This is a genomic window from Nostoc sp., from assembly GCF_036919575.1.
GTDB lineage: Bacteria > Cyanobacteriota > Cyanobacteriia > Cyanobacteriales > Nostocaceae > Nostoc.
In genome coordinates this window covers 17,091-38,584 of the sequence record NZ_JBALBY010000127.1, presented here as the reverse complement: position 1 = coordinate 38,584, position 21,494 = coordinate 17,091, and the positions used below count along the sequence as shown (strand labels likewise).

The following is a 21,494-nucleotide window of genomic DNA, read 5'->3' as shown; positions in this document are numbered from 1 at the left end:
TCTACAGATGTTTATGCTATGATGGCAAAGTTGCGAAATGCAACGAAAGGGTCGCTAACTCAACGGTAGAGTACTCGGCTTTTAACCGATTAGTTCCGGGTTCGAATCCCGGGCGACCCATCTAGAAGTTTATTAAATGACATGAGAGGCCGATCGCTAATCTTTTTAATTAAGGGAAGTGCGATCGCCTCTTGATGGTAAAATTTCACTAATTCCGTAGGCTACCCATAATCTAATCCCAAATGCAAGGGTAAACAACCGTTAGTAAGCCAATGGGCATTCAAGTTGTCTAATTAGGGCGAGCAAGACTTCGGCGTGAGCGCTACTTCGACCCAACTCTACCAGACGCTGCACTTTGACCTACCCATTGATAGCACCGCTATTTCCGCTAATTTCCAAAGAATAGTAATTAATTGCAGGTTTAGATGACTTTTATGAAGAAATCTACCGCGCCTCCATCAACAATTAACTACCACTGGGAACCTGGGGAACACCCATTGTGAGAGTCATATCTAAATTGTAGTCTTTGTAGATACCCGTGGCCTAGGCGCAGCCCGCACTTCGGCCGCGCTCAGTGACCATCGTAGACATCGCCTGGTAAAATCGATCTTGTTCTGCTGATGCTAAGTTGATGTGCAGCTAAATTGTATAACACGAAAACCCAAAAATATTGTAGTGCGGGCATCTTGCCCGCGTCCAATATACAAATTAAATACGCAACAGCTTATCCAGCTTCTACCAAAGGTAAAGTTATCCAACCGAAAACTCCTATTTGACGGTTGGTTGCTGTTAGTACAAGCAGCAATAACGCTACTACCAATCCAGATAAAACTGTATTGAATAAAATTGTGGCAACTAAGGCGATAAATCGCTGTTGATAAGAATGGATTCATAAGACAGTATAGTTGCCTCTTTTAACTGTCTTTGCTTGAATTCGCATCTAGGCAACTATCAGGATGCTTACCCGATAGCATTTCTTTTGTAACAGACGCTAGGCGAACATTTTGAATTTTGAATGCCTGAATTTTTAATTGCTTATCTGCTGTTGTAGCTGAATCTAAATGTACATTCTAGAATCAACTTTTGATTCACTAGTGAATAGGGCTGAATTTCTAGAGCGCCTTGAAAAGCTCGGATCGCTTCACCATACTCTCCTAGTGCTGCATAACACAAGCCCATACCATGAAGCGCCCCAAAATGTATTGGATTTATCTGCACAACCATCTGACAATCTGTTAGAGATTTTTGATAATCACCAACACTGTAATAGAGAAAAGCACGGCGATTCCAGGCTTCGGCAAAATCTGGCTGTTCTTTGATTAGTGCCGTCAGCGCTGTTTCGGCTTGAGTAATTTCACCTGCATCCAGTAACTTTTGACTGCGATCAATTATTTCCAGCCCATAGATTCCCTTTTGCTGAAACCAGATTCGCCAGATTTTTCTAGTTGCCTTTTCGCGGACTGTGGCATCCGGGTTTTTCAATTCTTCAAGTAAGGAATTAATAGATAAAGAATCCATGAAGTTGAGATCAGTGAATATACCTTTGTTTTAACTTTCTCACAAAATATATCTATTAAATCATTTTTAAAGTCATCTTTAAATTTGCGGCGATTAATTACTAATTATGATGAACTTCCTGTGTTATTTATTTTATTCAGTAATAGTACTAATATCACACTCGATATCTAGAGTCATAAATGGTTGGTCATGAGGATGCTAAACTTTAAAAATAAAAAATGACATCGGTAGTTGACAGATCTCTAGTGACTAATAGCTCATAAAAACGGGAGCATCTCAATGAGTGTAAAAAGCCTTATAAAACCTCACCCCAACCCTCTCCTTAGTAAGGAGAGGGAGCAAGAATCTTGTTTATGATCTGGTATATTTGCAAACGGAGATGCTCACATAAAAACATCACAAAAAACTGATGACTATGCCAAAGCAAAACGACGTTTGCAGGAGCAAACCAACCTGACTGCTGGCAATGTTTGGCACAAAATAAACTCAGGTAGCATCACCAGAAATTGATCGGGTCTTAAGTAACTGACGTGCAAATGCGATCGCCTCTGTTGGTGTTGAAACTTTCCCCTCAGCTTGTGCTACACCAATTTCTGTCAACAGTTGGCCGATGATTGCTGAAGCTGGAATATCTAATGCTATAATCAACTCCTTCCCGCTCACTAGTGCAGTGGGATGAGCGACCAGATCATCAGGGTTCAAGTAGCGGTTGATCAAAGGTGCCAAGACTTGGCAACCCCTTGCTTTGGTTTCCTGTGTTGTAGCAACTGCGGTGTGTAGTGGCTTGTCACCAGACATCGCCTCTACAAAATTATCAAGTGCTACAGCTAGCACTGCCGCAGCAGGAAACACCATATCTGCGTCATGGAACAAAAAGTATTGTTCTCGCAACGACATATCGACTACTTGAAACTGCGGTAAGAGTTTCAGAGCAGTGGTTACACCCCGGATTTCAGCACGACTATAAGTTAGTTCCTGTAGCTCTATTTCTGCTAATTCTGGATTTGGGTTGACAAGACAAGCAAGTTTGGCAATACCTAACCAAGTGGTTTTGATGCGATCGCGGATATACTCTTGTAGTTGTGTCCCTAATTGTGGCCAATTTTGGGTGAGTAAGGCAGCTGCATTGTCAACTGCTGCTAGTTTGAGCAAGCTTTCACGGGTGGCGTTTTTGAAGAAAGGGGCAATTAAACCATCTTCCCAAGCACTTGTAATCCAGGGAGTACCCTGAGAATTTGCCAGCAGATAACCAATTTCTACCCTAACTCGTTCGGCTGCAACTTTGCTGATATGTGATGCCAAAGAACGAATTGCGGCTTGGGTAGCTGGTTCAATCGTAAAACCTAGTTGGGCGGCTTGGCGATAACCTCGCATTAACCGCAAAGGATCATCTTCTAGGTTAGATGGTGATACCATTCGCAAAATGCCCTGTTGTAAGTCTACAGAACCTTGCAGAGGATCGATGATTTCTTGCGTATGGGGATTATAGGCGATCGCATTTACTGTAAAATCTCGTCTGTGCAAGTCAACTTCTAAACTATTTCCTTCTTGTTGGGCAAAGTCTGCTGTAGCGTGGGGAAAAACCACACGAGCAATTTGTCGTTTGGCATCGAGTAACACAAAACCAGCTTTGTAATGATGAGCGATCGCTCTTGCTACCTTTACTGCCTTAGATGGTATAACAAAATCTAAATCCAGATATTCACGAGTTCTGCCAAGGATAGCATCCCGGACAGCGCCACCTACCATGTAAGCGGGTTGTGGCAGCCATTCTAAGCTAAAAGGCCAATTTTCGGGAGCTAAGGTAGAAAGAACTGATTCGTGCATTGTAATAAAAATCAACCCAGCAACTCATGAATAACAGTTGGGCTTAAGCTAGATTAACAATAAAGGCGTCTGGAGTTGGTTCTATTATGTGTATTTGCGTGAACTGCCACTATGTAGACAGCTGTTTTACCTATCATGCCGTAGAAGGGCAGCACCAACAGCCTCACTTGACCGAAACACCAAATTTTGATCCGAATGAACCTTCGATCAATGTCAACATTCGGACTAAAGAGGATGTAATTGAAATGGAATGGGATGTTGTTGGTTGTCTCAGCTTTAAGCGCGAAACGGGTAAGTGGTCGAAATTGCGTCCTGGTGAATTAGTGCCGACTTGACAAATCAACAGTAATATGTTATGTGGATGCCCATTAATAACAGAACCTTGACAATTCAATATCAAGTTTCCTAGTGAGAGCAAAAGTATTTATTTTGACTTTGCACACATAAGTTTTGCGAGGGGGTGTAGCGATCGCTCAAACCCTGATTCTTTCGTTGACCCCCTCGACAAGCTGGTGTGTAAGCGTTTGAGCGGATGTACTATTACATTTTTGTCAATAATTTAGGCTTATTGACAAGTAAATTAGACCCCCTCGAAAATGACCTTTCAAAAGCAGTCACAGTAAGGGTTCTAGAAGGGTGGGGGTTTCTAATCACTTTCCCCTCACGGGAATGGAAACTGGTCATACTCAGGGCTTCTATTGACTTGAATATACTCTGAGGTTTCTAATCACTTTCCCCTCACGGGGATGGAAACTTGTATCTACAAAATTGTCTGCTCCATTTTCTGTGGGGACTAAGGTTTCTAATCACTTTCCCCTCACGGGGATGGAAACCATAATGTTATTAAACATTAAGTAACCTACAAAAGATGGTTTCTAATCACTTTCCCCTCACGGGGATGGAAACTTACCACAACCCATTTTATACGGAATGTATATAAGTAGTTTTCTAATCACTTTCCCCTCACGGGGATGGAAACTTCATCAGCCCTACTCATTAATCCCATAGGGAAGGTAGTTTTCTAATCACTTTCCCCTCACGGGGATGGAAACGCCTCCTCTTGGTATAGAGCAATCAGTACCTTAGTTAATGGTTTTCTAATCACTTTCCCCTCACGGGGATGGAAACGTTAAAGGATGATTTCTAGCAATGGTTTCCCCAACAGGTTTTCTAATCACTTTCCCCTCACGGGGATGGAAACATACTTAAATGCCTCATTATAGAGGAAGTACTATCTAGTTTTCTAATCACTTTCCCCTCACGGGGATGGAAACATCGTAATCTTTAGGATGCCCCCAATCTTCATCAGTTGAGTTTTGTAATCACTTTCCCCTCACGGGGATGGAAACACTTCAGACTTGGCTTGGGTTAAAAAGATGTTCATGTGTTTGTTTCTCAATCACTTTCCCCTCACGGGGATGGAAACATTGAAAGCGACTTAGACGTAGCTAGCTTATTGACTTTTTTCTCAATCACTTTCCCCTCACGGGGATGGAAACTTGAACTTCATTACTGAAAACTTAGGAGCGATCGCACCATTGATAGTTTTCTAATCACTTTCCCCTCACGGGCATGGAAACTTTACCGATATAGGCTTTTCTGTATTACCTTCTGTATCTAGTTTTTCAATCACTTACCCCTCACGGGGATGGAAACTTATAGTAAGCAGAGTGCTTGTGCCAGAATCCATCTTCAGCTTGTTTTTCAATCACTTCCCCTCACGGGGATGGAAACTATAACTTAATTTACTGTAGGGGCAATTCATGAATTGCCCCTACATTTCGTACTCTCGTTTGCCTTCTTCTACCCCGTCCACAGCCCCACCTGAATCAGCCATTCCTGCATTAACTTTTAATTAATCTTTACTTAAAAATAGCTTAATCATTAGGTATAGATAATGAGGAAGTAAAAAAAATACAATATCTCTCAGTAAATATTGTACCCTAGTAGGAATACTGATATGCTTAAGACAAATCTCATTCTGTTCTTATTAGCGTCATTTTTTGTTGCTCCTGCCGCCAACGCAGAGGTTAAGCTGGTCGCAATTGGGAGCCTGAGTGGTAACATCAGCGATCTCTCCAAAAAAACCTCCGCTCCGCTCGAAAGCGGTGTTCCGGGAAACCTCCTCGGTGGTTTTGGGTCAGGATTAGCCTACGCTGGCCGTAACACCTTCATCGCCATCCCAGATCGGGGACCGAATGCCAAGCCATACAATAGCGCTGTGGATGAGACAACATCCTATATCAACCGCTTCCAAACCATCAGTCTGAAACTCGTACCAAGCCGCCTTGGTTCAGCGTTGCCTTTTACTCTTACTCCTTCTCTAATTGATACAACCCTGCTATCGAGCAAGAAACCTCTCTACTACGGTACTGGGGTGGGACTGGGAGTGCCTAGCGGTGTCCCGGCGCTGAATGCCAAGAATACCTACTATTTCACTGGACGCTCAGACAACTTCGACCCCACCCAGATATCGACCTATCCCAATGATGCCCGCTTCGATCCTGAAGGCGTGCGTGTATCCAATGATGGTGAGTCCATCTTTATCTCTGATGAATATGGCCCCTATGTGTACCAATTCAACCGCGAGACAGGTAAGCGCATTAAGGTCTTTACGCTCGACAGCAAGTTCGCAGTCAAAAAGCTAAATCCTGTTGGTGATACAGAGATTAGCAGTAACACATCTGGACGTGTTGCGAACAAGGGTATGGAAGGTCTGGCGATTACCCCTAATGGCAAGACTCTAGTCGGCATCATGCAGAGTCCGTTGCTTCAGGACGGTGGTACTAATGGCGCTTATACGAGAATTGTTAAAATCGACATTGCAACAGGTGCCACCCAGGAATACGCGTATAAGCTAGATAATATCGGCACCGCAGCTAAACCCAAATACCTTGCAGTAAGTGAGATTTTGGCCATCAGCGATCGCCAATTCCTAGTAGACGAACGAGATGGCAAGGGGTTGGGCGACGGCTCTCAAGCTGCCTTTAAGAAGATATACCGTATCGATCTGACTAATGCTCAAGAAGTAAGCAATATCACCGGGGAAAAGAACCTTGCTGGTAAGGCAGTTAGCAAAACCCTGTTCCTCGATGTAGTAGCTACGCTGACTAAGAATGGGATTAAAACAGAGGACATCCCTGCCAAGCTTGAAGGTTTGGCTTTCGGGCCAGATGTGGTTATCAATCGCGTGATCAAGCATACGCTTTTTATCACCAACGATAATGACTTCATTGGTACCATCGCGCCCGACACTTACCATCCAGCAGGCATCGACAACCCAAACAAGTTTTTCGTCTTTGCAATTGACACCACCGACCTCCCAGGCTTCGTACCCCAGAAAATTAAAGGAGGGGGATGAATATCCAGGGTTCCGGGAAAGAGAATGGTAGAAGTTGCGTCCTGGTGAATTAGTGCCGACTTGACAAGTCAATAGTAATATGTTATGCTCATGCCCATTAATAACAGAACCTTGACAATTCAATACCAAGTTTCCTAGTGAAAGCAAAAGTATTTATTTTGACTTTGCACACTTAATTTTTTCGAGGGGGTGTAGCGATCGCTCAAACCCTTATTCTTTCGTTGACCCCCTCGACAAGCTGCTGTGTAAGCGTTTGAGGGAATGTACAGTTGCCTTTTTGTCAATAACTAAGGCTTATTGACAAAAAATTAGACCCCCTCGAAAACGACCCTTGAAGAGCAGTTACAGTAAGGGTTCTAGAAGGGTGGGGTTTCTTCAATCACTTCCCCTCACGGGGATGGAAACGTTTTAACTTCTAATCTTTGCTCGTCATTTTTAATATCTAAAGTTTCTTCAATCACTTCCCCTCACGGGGATGGAAACATTAAACTCTCTGTAGGAAAGGTTATCTTAGTAAAGTTTCTTCAATCACTTCCCCTCACGGGGATGGAAACTCTACAGTTTCCCAGAATTTAAGCGATCGCTCATTCTCTTGTTTCTTCAATCACTTCCCCTCACGGGGATGGAAACAACTTGACACGACTCGCTACGCCTTGTAATGTTTCTGTTTCTTCAATCACTTCCCCTCACGGGGATGGAAACCCATTAATCATTTCACTAAAGTTGAATGTATATTTTGTTTCTTCAATCATTTCCCCTGACGGGGATGGAAACTAGTCTTAATTTGCAAGTTCCTCAAGTTTTAATTCTTCAAAGTTTCTTCAATCACTTCCCCTCACGGGGATGGAAACCTTGATCTTCTTCTCTTGGGGCATGATTAATTCCTAAAGGGCATCACCGTGCCAAAACGGGTTGCATTGTAGGCTTATATATTGAACTGACTTTTCACGGTATGTGGAAAAGTCAGAGGGTGTGGGGTGTTTGCTTGTTGCGATCGCTTGCTCAATAGCAGTTGCTGGTATAGCTGTCTATATCGCTTTTAGCGCATCGTTGCTTTGTTCTGGCGATCGCACTGCCTCTGCCATTTGAGTAAAAGTTTCCGGCAGCACACCACACAAACGTTTGAATTCTTCGGTTTTTTTCATTGGGGTCTATTGCGATCGCACAATAACGAGTTCAAGCGTGAGACATTCAACATTGGCTATTGCAATGCTGAATTATTAAAACCGTAAAAGTACTGATGACTTTAAATATTAATAAAAGCTAATTTCAGATGAATAAGTTACAATAGTAGTTAATAAATATGCCTAGTTTTACTGATCCAGTCGATTATAAAAAAAGAGATAATTGGTCTGTAGACCGAATTAAATTTGAAATTGAAGAAATAGATAAAGTATATCCATTGTTAACTGAAAAATATAAAAAATTAGAAGAAACGAGAGACTGGTGTTCTAAAATGATACAAGAACATAAAGAAGAGGGATTAGATATTAGTCGTGATTTATCAATAAGAATGGAAAATATACAAGATAAAATGAACGAATGTGAAAACCTAATTAGAATTAAATCGGAAAAAAGAGGGGCACTCGTAGATATTTTAAGAAGTCGATTGTAACGCTAGAGTATAAATTAAGAGTATTTGAAAAATCCTTTTACCCTCCCTTGTCTCCAGGGCTAACGCGTCTAAATATTATTGTCTCATGAACGTTCGGGCATATAATTTATAACGCCTCCCATTCATCTCTGCTTATATTAGCTTGACGGAATATTCTATTTAGTAAGCGTGAAATTCAGGTCAACACCATCGAGGATCGGTAGAGTATGACCCAAACGCAATCCTAAAATAATCCATCCTTCAAGAGTATCTTGCAAATCTTCGCGGCAAGCTTCTAGTGTTGCAGCATTTGCCCACACTCCTTGACACTCTGGAATTTCGCCATAGAAAGTCCCATCCTCAAGCAACTCATAAGTTGCTTTGTGCATTGCTGTACGAATGTAATTTGTCAACATTGCCAAGACATCAGCAAGATTAATGAACTTTGGCTAAAGTATAGCAACGGGCGTTTTGGCTTTAGTGTCCAAAGACAAATTTGGTTAAAATTAGGCTGTGATTGAATTAAAGTAGGCGATCGCATCGGTTGACGTATGAACAATCACTGGAAAGAATACTCTGAACTACTATTTAGTATAAATGCCCCACAAGGAGCATTTCCCACTTTCTGGGGTGGAGAGCGAAGAAGTTGATCTTTAGTTATTCTGGCGCTTGGGGGATTTTTTCTCTCTTGTCAGGTCTTGTAAATTGTAAAATTTAGTAGTTAAGAAAAGATTCGCTATGACTGAAATTGTATTTATCGTTGAAGATGATCCAGATGGTGGTTATACAGCAGTAGCTCTAACCGAGTCAATTTTTACTCAGAGGATGTTTGAAAAGTCCTCTTGTCGGTATCAAAAGTTTTAGATCCCCCTAAATCCCCCGATAAATTGGGGGACTTTAAGAAGTTTCCCCCCCTTTTTAAGGGGGGCTAGGGGGGATCAAGAGGTGCTGAAAATCACAGCTAACCACTTTTCAAACAACCTCTCAGGCTGACGATATAGAAACACTCCGGGAAATGGTTCTTGATGCGGTTCACTGCCATTTTCCTAATGAAGAAAATCGTCCCCGAAGAATCTTACTTAAATAATAAGGTATTAAAAATTTTCAGTTTTGGATTTTAAATTTTAGAGATGCGACGCCGAATAGCCCGTCGTAGACATCTCTGTTCCCAATTTACAATAATTAGATATCAGAGGAATAGCTATGAAATGGCGCGTGATTCTTGAATCAGATCCAGAAACAGGCGATTGGGCTGTATGGTGTCCAGAGCTACCTGGCTGTACTTCAGCAGGAGAAACTGAAGAAGAAGCCTTGGAAAATATTAAAGAAGCAATTCAATTGTATTTACAGCCGGAATCACTTGAGTTAGCCCCTGGTGCGATCGCACGAGAGATTATTGTCTCATGAGCGAGCGTATCCGGCGCATGACATCTAGAGAAGTTGAAACTATCCTGAAACAATATGGATTTCAATTGATTTCTCAAAAAGGTAGCCACCGCAAATGGAGAAGTGAAGACCTGGGACTACAAGTAATTGTCCCTGAACATCGAGGCGCACTTTACCTATCAGTACATTACGGAGTATCTTCCAAGGGGCGAAAATTCCTGAATCTGAATGGAAATCTTAAAATGCGATCGCGCCCTTTTCCCAACGCGATCGCTAAATTTTGCATCCCCTAACCAATAAAATGCAGCTGATTAATCACTGCACTAATTAGATTATGGGTGACAGGAAGACTATCTACTACCATCCCCAGACACAACAGCATCATGTAGGAAATGGAATAGAGAAACAACTCTTTAGCGACAGTGCAATCCTCTGGATTTTGCAACAACCGCCAAGATTTGTAGATAAATAATCCTCCCAGAATTAGGGCGATCGCAGCATAAAGAATTCCACTCGCGCCCAAGGGATAAACTAATAACCCGGTTGCAACTACCGTAAGCAGGGTATAGTACCAAATCTGCTTCACTGTTGCTGTGTCACCTTCAACTACAGGTAGCATTGGTATCCCAACCTTTGCGTAATCGTCCCGAATCATTAGAGCTAAAGCCCAGAAATGGGGCGGTGTCCACAAAAAGACGATGGCAAAAATTAACCATGCTGACCAGCTTAATGTTTTCCGACTTGTCGGTTTAAGTCCCCCGGTTCAAAAATCACGCAAGTATGTAAGTCTTGTTCTGTCTTGCTTGCGTTGCACAAGCTCTTAGACCCCAAGACCGCAATGCAGCGCTGTCTTGAGAAATCGCTCCACTTGGGCAAAGCCCAAGACCGCGTTTCTCGCTAAATCCCCGTTGCAAAAATTAATTACGAACGCGAGTGCGTGCCGGAGGCTCTATTACGAATTACGAATTACGAATTATTTAATACACCGTACCATGTTCATTTAATCTTCTTTTAATTTTTCTGAAATTACTATTAAAATACGGTTAGTTGATTTACTTATAGTCTCTTTTTAAACCTTGGAAAGGTAAGTGTGCTGATGCTCAAGACTCACGACCCTACACAAATCCTGATTCTGTTAATTGGGGGTTCCACACTGCTTCTCTATGGTGTGAAACAAGTTACCGATGCAATGGAGCGGGTCTTGGGTTCACGTTTGCGGCTTGCCATGATGAGGCTGGCGAAGCGACCAATAGCAGCTTTTGTGTCAGGTATGATCGTAACGATGCTAACCCAAAGCTCCACAGCAACTGCCTCGGTGATCGTGGGACTAGTCAGCGCCCAGTTGGTGCCATTAGCAACAGCAACGATCATCCTACAGGGATCTGCCGTTGGTTCTACATTGGTAGTACAATTACTGGCTTTCCACATCACTGACTATGCACAAGAGTTCCTGGGTTTAGCGGCAGCGTTTGCTTTGTTGACCCGACGCAAGGCTCTGCGGGATCTTGGGCGTGGCGTATTCAGTTTTGGATTGGTGTTGCAGGGTTTGGCGATGATTGACGCCAGTAGTGGCTCTATTGCCGATAGTTCCATTACGAATGAGATTATGAAGGTACTTTCCCAATCTCCTCTGGTGTTGATACTACTAGGGATGCTGCTGGCAGCTGTGTTTGTCTCCAGCATCGCGGCGATTGGAATCGTAATGGTACTGGCTGGGGCACACGCCCTCCCACTGGAAGCTGCTCTGGCAGTAACACTGGGTGCAAATATCGGTACAACACTGATGCCGTTACTCACTGCATTGAACCGAGGCAGCATCATCGCACGCCGACTAGGATTCATCTATGTTGGCACCAGGCTGGCTGGGGTAGCATTGGCGTTGGCATTGTTAAATCCCTTAGCGGTGTTATTGACTCGTCTGCTACCCAATCCATCAACACAAGTAGCATTGGCACACCTGGGATTCAACTTGATTTTGGCGATCGTTTTTGTCCCACTAGCAAATTCACTTGCAGACTTCGCTACTAGACTGCTACCAGAACCTGAAGCCGAAAAGAAACTGAGTGTGCGCTATCTTGATCCCAATGCATTGACATTACCTGCCGTCGCACTCGGTCAAGCAATGCGCGAAATTCTGCGGATGGCAGATTTCGCAACAGAGATGCTACAGCTTAGTATTCAGGCGTTTGAAGACGGGACGAAAGATTTGCCTAAACAAATTGGGGCACTCGATAACCAGCTTGACGATCTGGAAACTGCCATCAAGCATTACCTAATTCAACTCAATGATGAATTGCTGACGGAGGAACAGTGGCAACGGGAGTTGACATTGCTTCATATCAGTACGGAGTTAGAGGCAATTGGCGACATCATCGATCGACAAATCATGCGATTAGCTAGACGCAAACGACGCAAGCAAATTACTTTTTCTCCGCAAGAGTGGAACGACATTGTTGCTTACCACGGCGATGTGCTGGCACTGCTGCAACAAACACTGACAGGGCTGGCTGCACAAGACGCAACTATCGCAGATGCAGTCTTGTCCCAACGCCAGTCGCTCAACGAAATTAAACGGGAAATTTATCTACGGCATCACCAGCATCTGAGTTCAGGAAATTCTGTGAGTCTTAATGCCAGTTCCATTCATTTGGAGATGGTTAATGCGATAAGTCGTATTCTCTCCCATACCTGTAGTATTGCTCGTGTTATCGAAACAGAATTCAGGAGTCAGGAGTCAGAATTCAGAATGAATTTTGTACGACTGGCGGATAAATAGACGGTTTTAACCGAGTACCGTGGGTTTAAATCCCCCGGTTCAAAATCGCGCAAGTTTTGGGTCGGGGTCTGTCTTGAGAAATCGCTCCTCTTGGGGCAAAGCCCCAAGACCGCGTTTCTCGCTAAATCCCCGTCACAAAACTTAATTACGAATTACGAATTACGAATTACGAATTATTTAAGACCCCCACCAAATCTACGATTTGGTGGTATTCAATCAGTGGTGCTAACAGAGCTTGCCCTTCGGCAGGCTCAGGATAACACCTGCCCTGAGCCTGCGTCGTACCCTTCCCTACGGGACGCCAGGGGCGAACGGGATCTTGCTACGCGTAGCCTCTCCAAGAGTTGGGTCGAAGTGCGAGTCCCAATCCCCGACTGATGGTTACGTAGCTCTGCCGAAGTATTGATTCTGAATTCTGAATTCTGGATTCTGCATTCAGAATCAATCAGGAAGAGTTGTAACTTGTTGACAGGTTTGAGCCGAAGAAGGAGCGATCGCCTACGCGCCTTTGAGAAACCGGATTTTTCCCAAACCCGATTTCTTTTGGCTTAAATCCCTAGCTAAGAATTAGCCGATTATTAGATACAGCTGATTAATCACTGCACTAATTAGATTATGGGTGATAGGAAGACTATCAACTACCATCCCCAGACACAACAGCATCATGTAGGAGATGGAATAGAGAAACAACTCTTTAGCGACAGTGCGATCCTCTGGATTTTGCAACAACCGCCAAGATTTGTGGATAAATAATCCTCCCAGAATTAGGGCGATCGCAGCATAAAGAATTCCACTCGCGCCCAAGGGATAAACTAATAACCCGGTTGCAACTACAGTAAGCAGAGTATAGTACCAAATCTGCTTCACTGTTGCTGTGTCACCTTCAACTACAGGTAGCATTGGTATCCCAACCTTTGCGTAATCGTCCCGAATCATTAGAGCTAAAGCCCAGAAATGGGGCGGTGTCCACAAAAAGACGATGGCAAAAATTAACCACGCTGACCAGCTTAATGTACCTGTGACAGCAGCCCAACCCACTAAAGCCGGAATTGCCCCAGCCGCCCCACCAACAACAATATTCTGGGTGGTGTGGCGTTTTAGCCAGTGGGTGTAGACCAAAATATAAAAGACGATGCCAGAAAAGGCTAATAGGGCGGCTAACAGGTTGGCAAATACTGCTAGGAGTGTAAAGGAAATCGTTGCCAGTGCGATCGCAAAAATCAGAGCATCGCGCGGCTGCACCTTACCGGAAGGCATCGGACGATGGCGCGTCCGCTCCATGTCATAATCAATATCCCGGTCATAGACACAGTTAATCGTCTGGGCGCTTGCAGCAGCCAAGGTGCCACCAGTGAGAGTTACTAGCAACAGCAATGGGTCTACTTCTCCCTTAGCAGCAATCCACATACTCCCAGCCGTAGTAATCAAAAGCAACGGAATAATCCGAGGCTTCGTTAGCTGGTAGTAACTTTGAATTACCTGTAAAAATGTTTCGTGGTGGCGAGAGACATTAGTCTCAATCATTTTGGCTCTGGTTCCTTATTTTTCAACAACTTATATGCAGCCCCCGCTCAAGCTGGCTCTTTCAGGCAAACGAAAACACAGATTTTCTGCACCTGCGTGGGTCGCAATACTCGCCGTTGCGGCCATCATCAGTACTCAGTTATGAGTTATGAGTTATGAGTTATGAGTTAGGAGTTATGAGTTATGAGTTAGGAGTTAGGAGTTATGAGTTAGGAGTTATAAGTTAGGAGTTATGAGTTATAAGTTAGGAATTCTTCCCCCACTCCCTCATCTCCCCCATCTCCTCCATCTCCCTACTCCCCACTCCCCACTCCCCACTCCCTACTCAGCACTAACTGAGTCACGCAGTCCAAGAACTGTGAAAGCCACCAAAGTACCCAGCAAAGTAGCTCCTATAGCTTGGTGAGAGACGGTGAGAGGCTCGACTTGGAGATGTAATTTGAAAGTGGCGACTCCCAAGAAGATTTGTAAGATCAACAACCCACCAGCCATATTTGCCAGTCGCCGCAAAGCTGGATGTAGTGCTGGTGTCCGCCAACACATAAATACCATTGCCAAGGTTGCCACTGTTGGCGGCACCAAACCAGCAATATGACTGTACATTACAGTACAAAGTTGAGAACCGCCGAGGCATTGGTGTAATGCCCAGCGAGAGCCGACCAAAGCACCTAGTAGACTTTGCAGGTAAACCAGAACAGCCGCAGTTAAACCGACCCAAGGCAACTTACCAACGGTTCCATTCCCCTGATAGGGTGTGAGTGCGGTGCCGATAATCAGGAGGGTGGTAAAAAACAACAGTGCCGTCCCCAAGTGGGCGGTAACAATATCAAACCGCAACAGTTCGGTAACGGTGAGTCCCCCCAAGATACCTTGAAAAACGATTAAAAACAGGGCGAATGTGGATGCCCAAGGTAGCCAAGAGGGTAAGAAACGACGATGCCACCAGGACAAACCGAAAAGTGCGATCGCGCTTACACCAATTAAAGCTGCATCCAATCTGTGAAACCATTCCAAGAACACTTGGAGATTCATTTGCTTGGCTGGCACCAGTTCGCCATAACATAAAGGCCAGTCTGGGCAAGCAAGTCCAGCATTCATCACGCGGGTGGCACTGCCTATTGCCATCAAAATTAAGGTGGCTATGCAGATTTTCCACACCAAGCGCCGAATCATTTCCTTGGGCTTTTGCTGCTGAAGTGCCGCTTCATTTTGTTGTTGGAGGACAAATTCGCTCATGAACCATACCTTCTGCCCGCTCTTGGTGGATCTCTTAAAATTTTCAATTTTCTTTTAGCGTCCCATCTACACCCTAGCGTATAGGCTAAAGGTTTATAGATTGGCACTCACTTATACTTTGAATCACTCCAGCAATGTTTTGCCTGAAGCTTTAGGTATTTTTCAAGATGTGAGAAATTGATTAATCACCATTAATTTAAACATTCTAAATTTTTCCTTAAGTTTTTACATTGATTTACATCTATTTTTGGCGTTACATGATATTAGACTCATACTCAAGATTAGTAAAATAGTCAAAAAAATTAATAAAAATTTCAGACCTTTGGACTCTATCTCTTACAGCCTAGACTACCTTAGTAAGTGGGTAGCTTTGAGCTAACGTAGTAAATTCAATTAAGTAAGCCGTGAAGATTCCAAGTTCAATCTGGACATTACTCATTGGCATCGTGCTAACATTAGTCAGCCTTTGGTACGGTCAAAATCACGGTCTGTTGCCAGCAGCAGCAACGGATGAAGCCGTATTGGTGGATGGTCTATTCAACGCGATGATGATCGTTTCTACAGGTATATTCCTGCTCGTAGAAGGTATTTTAATTTACTCTGCTATTAAATACCGTCGGCGTCCAGGCGACAATGAAGACGGTCCACCAGTTGAGGGCAATATACCTCTAGAAATTCTCTGGACGGCAATCCCAGCAATTATCGTTTTCGGCATTTCAGTTTACAGCTTTGATGTGTATAACGAAATCGGTGGCTTTGATCCCCATGCTATCCATGAAGCACCGATGAATCAGGAGTCGATGAAAATGCCAGGGCATGGAACCGCGATCGCGGCAACTTTAAGCGATACTCCTGGCAGCAGCGAACCCAACCTCAATCAAGAAAAATCTGATCAGGCAATGCAAGACCCAGCTACCGCAGAAGTCCGCAATGCTGACCAAATTCCCCAACTGCGGAATGCTCCAGGTGTAGGTAGTGTTGCCCCGACAATTGGCGGCAGTCCTGAAAAAGCAGGCAAACCAGCAGAATTACAGGTCAACATCACTGGTCTACAATATGCTTGGATTTTCACTTATCCTGAAACTGGTATAACTACAGGTGAAATGCACGTCCCTATCGGACGGGAAGTGGAAATCAATATGACAGCCAACGATGTCATTCATGCCTTCTGGGTGCCAGAGTTCCGGCTGAAACAAGATGCGATCCCCGGTAGGCAAAGCGAGATTCGCTTCACCCCCAAAAAAGCAGGCGATTACGTCCTAATCTGTGCTGAACTTTGTGGCCCCTACCACGGAGCGATGAGAGCGCCAGTAGTCGTTGAGACAGAAGAAGCCTTTGAGAAATGGGTGCAAGAACAGTTAGTTGCCAGCAAAGAAACGCTAAATCAAGCCGTTGCTGTTAACCCTGCCGATCTATCCCCAAATGATTTTCTTGCTCCTTACATCAAGGACATGGGAATTCAGCCAGAAATCCTGCATCAAGTTCACCATTAGTCAATATGTTATTTAGTCAAAATCCAATGACTAATAACTAATGACCAATGACCAATGACCAATGACTAATGACCATGACACAAGCTCAGTTGCAAGAAACTGCCAATATCCCAGTCCTTGTTGATGAACCAGGGAGCAGAAAATGGCAAGATTACTTTGGTTTTCAAACCGACCATAAGGTGATTGGGATTCAATACTTAGTCACTTCGTTTATTTTCTACTGCATTGGCGGCGTCATGGCTGAATTGGTTCGCACAGAACTGCGAACCCCAGAGGTAGATTTTGTCACCCCAGAAGTCTACAATAGTCTGTTCACGCTGCACGCCACGATCATGATTTTCTTGTGGATCGTGCCAACAGGGGCAGGGTTTGCTAACTATCTAATTCCCCTGATGATTGGGGCAAAAGATATGGCATTTCCGCGGCTGAATGCTGTTGCCTTTTGGATGATTCCCCCTGCGGGTGTGTTGCTGATCGCTAGTTTAGTAGTGGGCGATGCACCAGATGCCGGTTGGACTTCCTACCCTCCCCTAAGTTTGGTAACAGGACAAGTCGGTGAAGGCATTTGGATTATGAGTGTCCTGCTGCTGGGTACATCCTCAATTTTGGGGTCGATAAATTTCCTTGTCACATTGCTGAAGATGCGTGTTCCCAGCATGGACATACACAAAATGCCCTTGTTCTGCTGGGCGATGTTCGCTACTTCGGCGCTGGTTTTGGTATCAACCCCAGTTTTAGCAGCAGGTTTGATTCTGCTTTCCTTTGACTTAATTGCCGGGACAACATTTTTTAACCCGACTGGCGGTGGCGACCCGGTAGTATACCAGCACATGTTCTGGTTTTACTCCCACCCAGCCGTTTACATCATGATTTTGCCCTTCTTTGGCGGAATTTCAGAAATTATCCCGATTCATTCCCGCAAGCCGATTTTTGGCTATAAAGCGATCGCTTATTCCTCTCTCGCTATCAGCTTTTTAGGGCTAATTGTTTGGGCGCACCACATGTTTACCAGTGGTGTCCCCGGTTGGTTGCGGATGTTCTTTATGATCACCACCATGATCATTGCCGTACCCACGGGAATTAAAATATTTAGTTGGTTAGCAACGATGTGGGGTGGAAAAATCCAGCTGAACAGCGCTATGCTATTTGCCATCGGCTTTGTTGGCACCTTTGTAATTGGCGGGATCAGTGGCGTGATGTTGGCAGCAGTGCCTTTTGATATTCACGTTCACGATACCTATTTTGTCGTTGCACACTTGCACTATGTCCTATTTGGTGGTAGTGTTCTCGGCATTTTTGCGGCGATTTACCATTGGTTCCCGAAAATGACGGGACGGATGCTGAACGAATTTTGGGGTAAGGTTCACTTTGCCTTGACTATTGTGGGTTTAAACATGACCTTCTTACCTATGCATAAGCTAGGTTTAATGGGCATGAATCGCCGGATTGCCCAATATGATCCCAAATTCACCACACTGAACGAAATTTGCACGTATGGTTCTTACATACTGGCAGTCTCGACATTACCCTTTATCATCAATGCAATTTGGAGTTGGTTGTATGGCGAGAAAGCTGGTAATAATCCTTGGAGGGCACTTACCTTAGAGTGGATGACAACCTCACCGCCTGCGATCGAGAATTTTGCTCAAACTCCAGTACTGGCTACAGGCCCCTATGATTACGGTTTGGAAAGGGCTAAAGAAGGTGTACCTTTGTATGATCCCAATCCAATCTTATCTGGCGGCCCAAACTCAGTATTAAGAGCAGAACCCGATCCGGCGGTTGCCGCCAATCCCGAAGACCGCAAATAAACAGGGTATGGGGAATTGGGCATGGGGCATTGGGCATGGGGCATGGGGCATGGGGCATTGCTCAATAATTAATAGTTCTTCTTCCCCATCTCCCTCATCTCCCTCATCTCCCCCACTCCCCCACTCCCCCACTCCCCCACTCCCCCACTCCCCCACTCCCCCACTCCCCACTCCCCACTCCCACTCCCCACTCCCCACTTATCAAAATTCATGCAAAGTCAAATAATTGACCCAGCTAAAACCGAACTAAATCATCATCAAGCGGCGGAAGCGTCCGTTGGTCATCATGAAGAACATCCAGACCATCGGCTGTTTGGGCTGTTTGTCTTTCTAATTGCTGAAGGGATGATTTTTATGGGACTTTTTGGAGCCTATTTAGCTTTCCGTGCTACCTTACCTGTGTGGCCTCCAGCCGGTACCCCAGAATTAGAACTATTGCTACCTGGAGTTAACACCATCAATCTAATTTCTAGTAGTTTTGTCATGCACAATGCTGACACTGCGATCAAAAAGAACGATACGCGGGGGGCGCGAATCTGGTTAGCAATTACCGCTATCATGGGTGCTATTTTCTTGATAGGTCAAGTATATGAATATACCCATTTAGAATTTGGTTTAACTACCAATTTATTTGCCAGTGCATTTTACGTTTTGACTGGTTTCCACGGATTGCACGTTACCATCGGCGTTTTGGCGATTGTTGCCGTGTTATGGCGATCGCGCGTTCCGGGTCACTACAGTAACGAAAAGCACTTTGGTATTGAAGCAGCCGAAATTTACTGGCACTTCGTTGACGTGATTTGGATTATTTTGTTCGGATTACTGTATCTACTGTAAGTATTAATTATTAGTTGTTCACTCCACGCGAACAACTTAATCAGCCTCCATTAGGGGGCTTTTTTAATTAACAAAAACGGTTTAGTTTAAGTCCCCCAGTTCAATACAAAAGCAAGTATGTAAGTCTGGTTCTAAATCTCCGTTACTTTCATAGCATGGGTCTAATACCAATTCACAATTCGCTTTTTCGCCCATTCGCAATTAAAAAACTTAGATATAACAACCCTTTCAGGGTTTACATCTGTTTCATAATTTTAGTGAATTGGTCTAAAGCCCCCGCCTTGAGGCGGATTGTTTTTAAGGAGGGGTTTAAATCCCCGAATTAAAAACTTCGTTGTCAACTGTCCTGACTTTTCACGGTATCTGTAAAACCTCACTTCTATTTCTCTCTTCCTTTAAGGAGAGAGACTTTGAATTTTCCCCCAACCCTGGTAGGGAAGGGGGTTAGGTTTTTCATGGCTTTTCCACATAACGTGAAAAGTCAGGTCAACTGTCAACTGTCAACTGTCAACTGTTTAAGAATTACGAATTACGAATTATTTAATCTGACTCCTGAATGTTATTTTCTGCCCACAGTTCTAAGGAATGAGGACTAGTGTTAAATTTATTTAAATGATAAAATTATTTAACTATTCCAGAAATAAATTTTAGATTAGAATACCTATGAAAAAAAGGTATTAAATTAACCAGTCAAGCGGCTAATGAGAAAACTACTCCAAAGCATAGGTAGCCTGAAAAACCGACTGCCATCAAATACTAACAAATGTAGCGGCAGCTATTCATAACCTTACTCAAGCTCTGAATGGTCAGCAAATTAACAAGTAGTATACGCCACATGAGCCAGAACCCTCTAGTCAGAAAAACACTTCGGAGTCGCTTTGAGACTGTCAAACTGGTCGAAAGCAGAGAATCTGGTAATACTTACTTGTTAACAGGTGCAAGACGTAACAGACATCAACACTATCTCGCCAGAAAAACACTTCGGAATCGCTTTGAGATTGTCAAACACTTAGGAAGCGGAGGATCTGGTGATACCTACTTAGCCGTAGACCGGGATTTACCAGGACAACCCCATTGTGTCGTCAAACATTTGCACCCAAAAGATCCCAATCCTGCGGTTGTAGCGATCGCTAAAAGGCTATTTGATCGGGAAGCGGAAGTTTTATATCAGCTAGGCAACGAGCACGATCAAATCCCTAGACTGTTTGCCCATTTTAATGAAGATGGGGATTTCTATTTAGTCCAGCAATTTATTGACGGTCATGCCTTGACTCAAGAAATTGTACCAGGTCAGCGTCTTAGCGAGAATGCAGTTTTAAATTTATTAAGAGAGATCCTGGAAGTGCTGGCCTTCGTCCACCAACATAATATTATTCACCGAGATATTAAGCCCCAAAATTTAATGCGGCGGCACACCGATCAGAAGATTGTGCTAATTGACTTTGGGAGTATTAAGAAAATTAGTGCTTTGGGAGCAGGCTTAACAATTGCTGTTGGGACTCCTGGCTATATGCCAAGCGAACAGGCTAAGGGAAAGCCAAAACTTTGCAGCGATATTTATGCAGTCGGGATGATTGGCATTCAAGCTTTGACAGGTTTAATACCTGAGCAACTACAAGAAGATCCCAATACTGGAGAAGTTATCTGGCGCGATAAAGCACAGGTAAGTGGCGCTCTTGCAAATGTTTTAGACACAATGGTTTGCGATCGCTATAACCAGCGTTACCAATCTGCTACAGAAGCTTTGCAAGCGCTTAATTCTGATCTGGTGTTGTCACAGTCCTCACAATCTGCTGACATAAACCAAAATACTGATGATAGCTATTTGCTAACTTATAGAAACTTTCTTTTGCTGCTGGGAATAGGGCTTGGTGGGATCACTAGTTTGATAGTAATAGTTTTAATCTATACATTTATTAGTACAGGTACATCGCATCCAAACCAACCTACTCAATTAAATAATCTTATAGAAAAATTGATGGGTAGACAGTTGACTAATGTTAATGTGAATAGCCTAGTAGCCAAATCAGCAGCTAACAGAGGAGTCTATAAAAGTAATTCCACCATTACAAAGACTACCAAAAAGCAAATTGAATCTCAACATTAGAAATAATTAATCATCTACCAGCAA

18 protein-coding genes, 1 tRNA gene, 1 pseudogene and 2 CRISPR repeat arrays are annotated in these 21,494 nt (G+C 43.8%); of the genes and pseudogenes, 14 read left to right on the top strand and 6 right to left on the bottom strand.

Features of this window, described 5'->3' with window-relative positions:
- Positions 1-48: 48 nt before the first annotated feature.
- Positions 49-120: transfer RNA gene (locus V7K27_RS33845), tRNA-Lys, on the top strand.
- 915 nt (positions 121-1,035) lie between these two features.
- Here the strand turns inward: V7K27_RS33845 and V7K27_RS33840 are convergent.
- Both V7K27_RS33840 and V7K27_RS33835 read right to left on the bottom strand, forming a co-directional pair.
- Positions 1,036-1,518, bottom strand: coding sequence for a tetratricopeptide repeat protein (locus V7K27_RS33840; protein WP_334953114.1), 483 nt, complete (start codon positions 1,516-1,518; stop codon positions 1,036-1,038).
- Between the two features lie 486 nt (positions 1,519-2,004).
- A complete protein-coding gene (locus tag V7K27_RS33835) occupies positions 2,005-3,345 on the bottom strand; it encodes a CCA tRNA nucleotidyltransferase (RefSeq protein WP_334953113.1) in 1,341 nt (446 codons plus the stop codon).
- Between the two features lie 86 nt (positions 3,346-3,431).
- On the opposite strand from V7K27_RS33835, the gene V7K27_RS33830 reads away from it, so the two are divergent.
- The 3 genes from V7K27_RS33830 (at position 3,432) to V7K27_RS33820 (ending at position 8,321) form a co-directional block, all read left to right on the top strand.
- Positions 3,432-3,680, top strand: coding sequence for a Ycf34 family protein (locus V7K27_RS33830; protein WP_292790237.1), 249 nt, complete (start codon positions 3,432-3,434; stop codon positions 3,678-3,680).
- 313 nt (positions 3,681-3,993) lie between these two features.
- Positions 3,994-5,002: a CRISPR direct-repeat array (repeat unit 30 nt; unit sequence AATCACTTTCCCCTCACGGGGATGGAAACA).
- A 303-nt stretch (positions 5,003-5,305) separates the two neighbouring features.
- Positions 5,306-6,706, top strand: coding sequence for an esterase-like activity of phytase family protein (locus V7K27_RS33825; RefSeq protein WP_334953112.1), 1,401 nt, complete (start codon positions 5,306-5,308; stop codon positions 6,704-6,706).
- A 369-nt stretch (positions 6,707-7,075) separates the two neighbouring features.
- Positions 7,076-7,557: a CRISPR direct-repeat array (repeat unit 36 nt; unit sequence GTTTCTTCAATCACTTCCCCTCACGGGGATGGAAAC).
- 452 nt (positions 7,558-8,009) lie between these two features.
- A complete protein-coding gene (locus tag V7K27_RS33820; RefSeq protein WP_334953111.1) occupies positions 8,010-8,321 on the top strand; it encodes a hypothetical protein in 312 nt (103 codons plus the stop codon).
- A gap of 155 nt (positions 8,322-8,476) precedes the next feature.
- Here the strand turns inward: V7K27_RS33820 and V7K27_RS33815 are convergent, their stop codons facing one another.
- Positions 8,477-8,716, bottom strand: coding sequence for a type II toxin-antitoxin system HicB family antitoxin (locus tag V7K27_RS33815; protein WP_334953109.1), 240 nt, complete (start codon positions 8,714-8,716; stop codon positions 8,477-8,479).
- Between V7K27_RS33815 and V7K27_RS33810 the strand changes: the two genes are divergently transcribed.
- From V7K27_RS33810 to V7K27_RS33795, 4 genes are all read left to right on the top strand, one after another.
- Positions 8,684-8,821, top strand: a complete 138-nt coding sequence (locus tag V7K27_RS33810; RefSeq protein WP_334886206.1) for a GUN4 domain-containing protein — start codon at positions 8,684-8,686, stop codon at positions 8,819-8,821. The genes V7K27_RS33815 and V7K27_RS33810 overlap by 33 nt on opposite strands.
- Before the next feature lie 217 nt (positions 8,822-9,038).
- A complete protein-coding gene (locus V7K27_RS33805) occupies positions 9,039-9,164 on the top strand; it encodes a hypothetical protein (protein ID WP_334953108.1) in 126 nt (41 codons plus the stop codon).
- Between the two features lie 339 nt (positions 9,165-9,503).
- Complete coding sequence (locus V7K27_RS33800) at positions 9,504-9,707, top strand: type II toxin-antitoxin system HicB family antitoxin (RefSeq protein WP_334953107.1); 204 nt, start codon at positions 9,504-9,506, stop codon at positions 9,705-9,707.
- Entirely contained in the window at positions 9,704-9,979 is a 276-nt protein-coding gene (locus tag V7K27_RS33795) for a type II toxin-antitoxin system HicA family toxin (protein ID WP_334953105.1), read from the top strand. Before V7K27_RS33800 ends, V7K27_RS33795 begins: the two co-directional genes overlap by 4 nt.
- Here the strand turns inward: V7K27_RS33795 and V7K27_RS33790 are convergent.
- A pseudogene (locus V7K27_RS33790) lies at positions 9,976-10,419 on the bottom strand (UbiA family prenyltransferase); the annotation flags it as partial. The gene V7K27_RS33795 and the pseudogene V7K27_RS33790 sit on opposite strands and share 4 nt — an antisense overlap.
- A gap of 363 nt (positions 10,420-10,782) precedes the next feature.
- Here V7K27_RS33790 and V7K27_RS33785 point away from each other — a divergent pair.
- Complete coding sequence (locus V7K27_RS33785) at positions 10,783-12,462, top strand: Na/Pi cotransporter family protein (RefSeq protein ID WP_334953103.1); 1,680 nt, start codon at positions 10,783-10,785, stop codon at positions 12,460-12,462.
- A 567-nt stretch (positions 12,463-13,029) separates the two neighbouring features.
- Here V7K27_RS33785 and V7K27_RS33780 read toward each other — a convergent pair.
- Positions 13,030-13,986 carry a heme o synthase gene (locus tag V7K27_RS33780; protein WP_334953101.1) on the bottom strand — a complete coding sequence of 319 codons (957 nt, stop codon included), beginning with the start codon at positions 13,984-13,986 and terminating at the stop codon, positions 13,030-13,032.
- Between the two features lie 321 nt (positions 13,987-14,307).
- Positions 14,308-15,222 (bottom strand): COX15/CtaA family protein, encoded by a 915-nt coding sequence (locus tag V7K27_RS33775; protein WP_334953100.1) that lies wholly within the window; start codon positions 15,220-15,222, stop codon positions 14,308-14,310.
- A 404-nt stretch (positions 15,223-15,626) separates the two neighbouring features.
- Here V7K27_RS33775 and V7K27_RS33770 point away from each other — a divergent pair, with 404 nt between their 5' ends.
- The 5 genes from V7K27_RS33770 to V7K27_RS33750 all read left to right on the top strand — a co-directional run bounded on the left by V7K27_RS33770 (position 15,627) and on the right by V7K27_RS33750 (position 21,470).
- Complete coding sequence (locus V7K27_RS33770; protein ID WP_334953098.1) at positions 15,627-16,715, top strand: cytochrome c oxidase subunit II; 1,089 nt, start codon at positions 15,627-15,629, stop codon at positions 16,713-16,715.
- 74 nt (positions 16,716-16,789) lie between these two features.
- Positions 16,790-18,526, top strand: a complete 1,737-nt coding sequence (gene ctaD, locus V7K27_RS33765; protein ID WP_334953243.1) for a cytochrome c oxidase subunit I — start codon at positions 16,790-16,792, stop codon at positions 18,524-18,526.
- Positions 18,527-18,533: 7 nt separating this feature from the next.
- Positions 18,534-18,752, top strand: coding sequence for a hypothetical protein (locus tag V7K27_RS33760; RefSeq protein ID WP_334953097.1), 219 nt, complete (start codon positions 18,534-18,536; stop codon positions 18,750-18,752).
- Positions 18,737-19,363, top strand: a complete 627-nt coding sequence (locus V7K27_RS33755) for a cytochrome c oxidase subunit 3 (RefSeq protein ID WP_334953095.1) — start codon at positions 18,737-18,739, stop codon at positions 19,361-19,363. Before V7K27_RS33760 ends, V7K27_RS33755 begins: the two co-directional genes overlap by 16 nt.
- 835 nt (positions 19,364-20,198) lie before the next feature.
- The gene (locus tag V7K27_RS33750; RefSeq protein WP_334953093.1) at positions 20,199-21,470 is read left to right on the top strand and encodes a serine/threonine-protein kinase; all 1,272 of its coding nucleotides are present in this window, start codon (positions 20,199-20,201) and stop codon (positions 21,468-21,470) included.
- Positions 21,471-21,494 lie beyond the last annotated feature (24 nt).

Bases quoted from the DNA above. Each gene is read 5' to 3' on its own strand.
- V7K27_RS33840 (WP_334953114.1), bottom strand. From the start codon at position 1,518: ATGGATTCTTTATCTATTAATTCCTTACTTGAAGAATTGAAAAACCCG.
- V7K27_RS33835 (WP_334953113.1), bottom strand. From the start codon at position 3,345: ATGCACGAATCAGTTCTTTCTACCTTAGCTCCCGAAAATTGGCCTTTT.
- V7K27_RS33830 (WP_292790237.1), top strand. From the start codon at position 3,432: ATGTGTATTTGCGTGAACTGCCACTATGTAGACAGCTGTTTTACCTAT.
- V7K27_RS33825 (WP_334953112.1), top strand. From the start codon at position 5,306: ATGCTTAAGACAAATCTCATTCTGTTCTTATTAGCGTCATTTTTTGTT.
- V7K27_RS33820 (WP_334953111.1), top strand. From the start codon at position 8,010: ATGCCTAGTTTTACTGATCCAGTCGATTATAAAAAAAGAGATAATTGG.
- V7K27_RS33815 (WP_334953109.1), bottom strand. From the start codon at position 8,716: ATGTTGACAAATTACATTCGTACAGCAATGCACAAAGCAACTTATGAG.
- V7K27_RS33805 (WP_334953108.1), top strand. From the start codon at position 9,039: ATGACTGAAATTGTATTTATCGTTGAAGATGATCCAGATGGTGGTTAT.
- V7K27_RS33800 (WP_334953107.1), top strand. From the start codon at position 9,504: ATGAAATGGCGCGTGATTCTTGAATCAGATCCAGAAACAGGCGATTGG.
- V7K27_RS33795 (WP_334953105.1), top strand. From the start codon at position 9,704: ATGAGCGAGCGTATCCGGCGCATGACATCTAGAGAAGTTGAAACTATC.
- V7K27_RS33785 (WP_334953103.1), top strand. From the start codon at position 10,783: ATGCTCAAGACTCACGACCCTACACAAATCCTGATTCTGTTAATTGGG.
- V7K27_RS33780 (WP_334953101.1), bottom strand. From the start codon at position 13,986: ATGATTGAGACTAATGTCTCTCGCCACCACGAAACATTTTTACAGGTA.
- V7K27_RS33775 (WP_334953100.1), bottom strand. From the start codon at position 15,222: ATGAGCGAATTTGTCCTCCAACAACAAAATGAAGCGGCACTTCAGCAG.
- ctaD (WP_334953243.1), top strand. From the start codon at position 16,790: ATGACACAAGCTCAGTTGCAAGAAACTGCCAATATCCCAGTCCTTGTT.
- V7K27_RS33760 (WP_334953097.1), top strand. From the start codon at position 18,534: ATGGGGAATTGGGCATGGGGCATTGGGCATGGGGCATGGGGCATGGGG.
- V7K27_RS33755 (WP_334953095.1), top strand. From the start codon at position 18,737: ATGCAAAGTCAAATAATTGACCCAGCTAAAACCGAACTAAATCATCAT.
- V7K27_RS33750 (WP_334953093.1), top strand. From the start codon at position 20,199: ATGAGCCAGAACCCTCTAGTCAGAAAAACACTTCGGAGTCGCTTTGAG.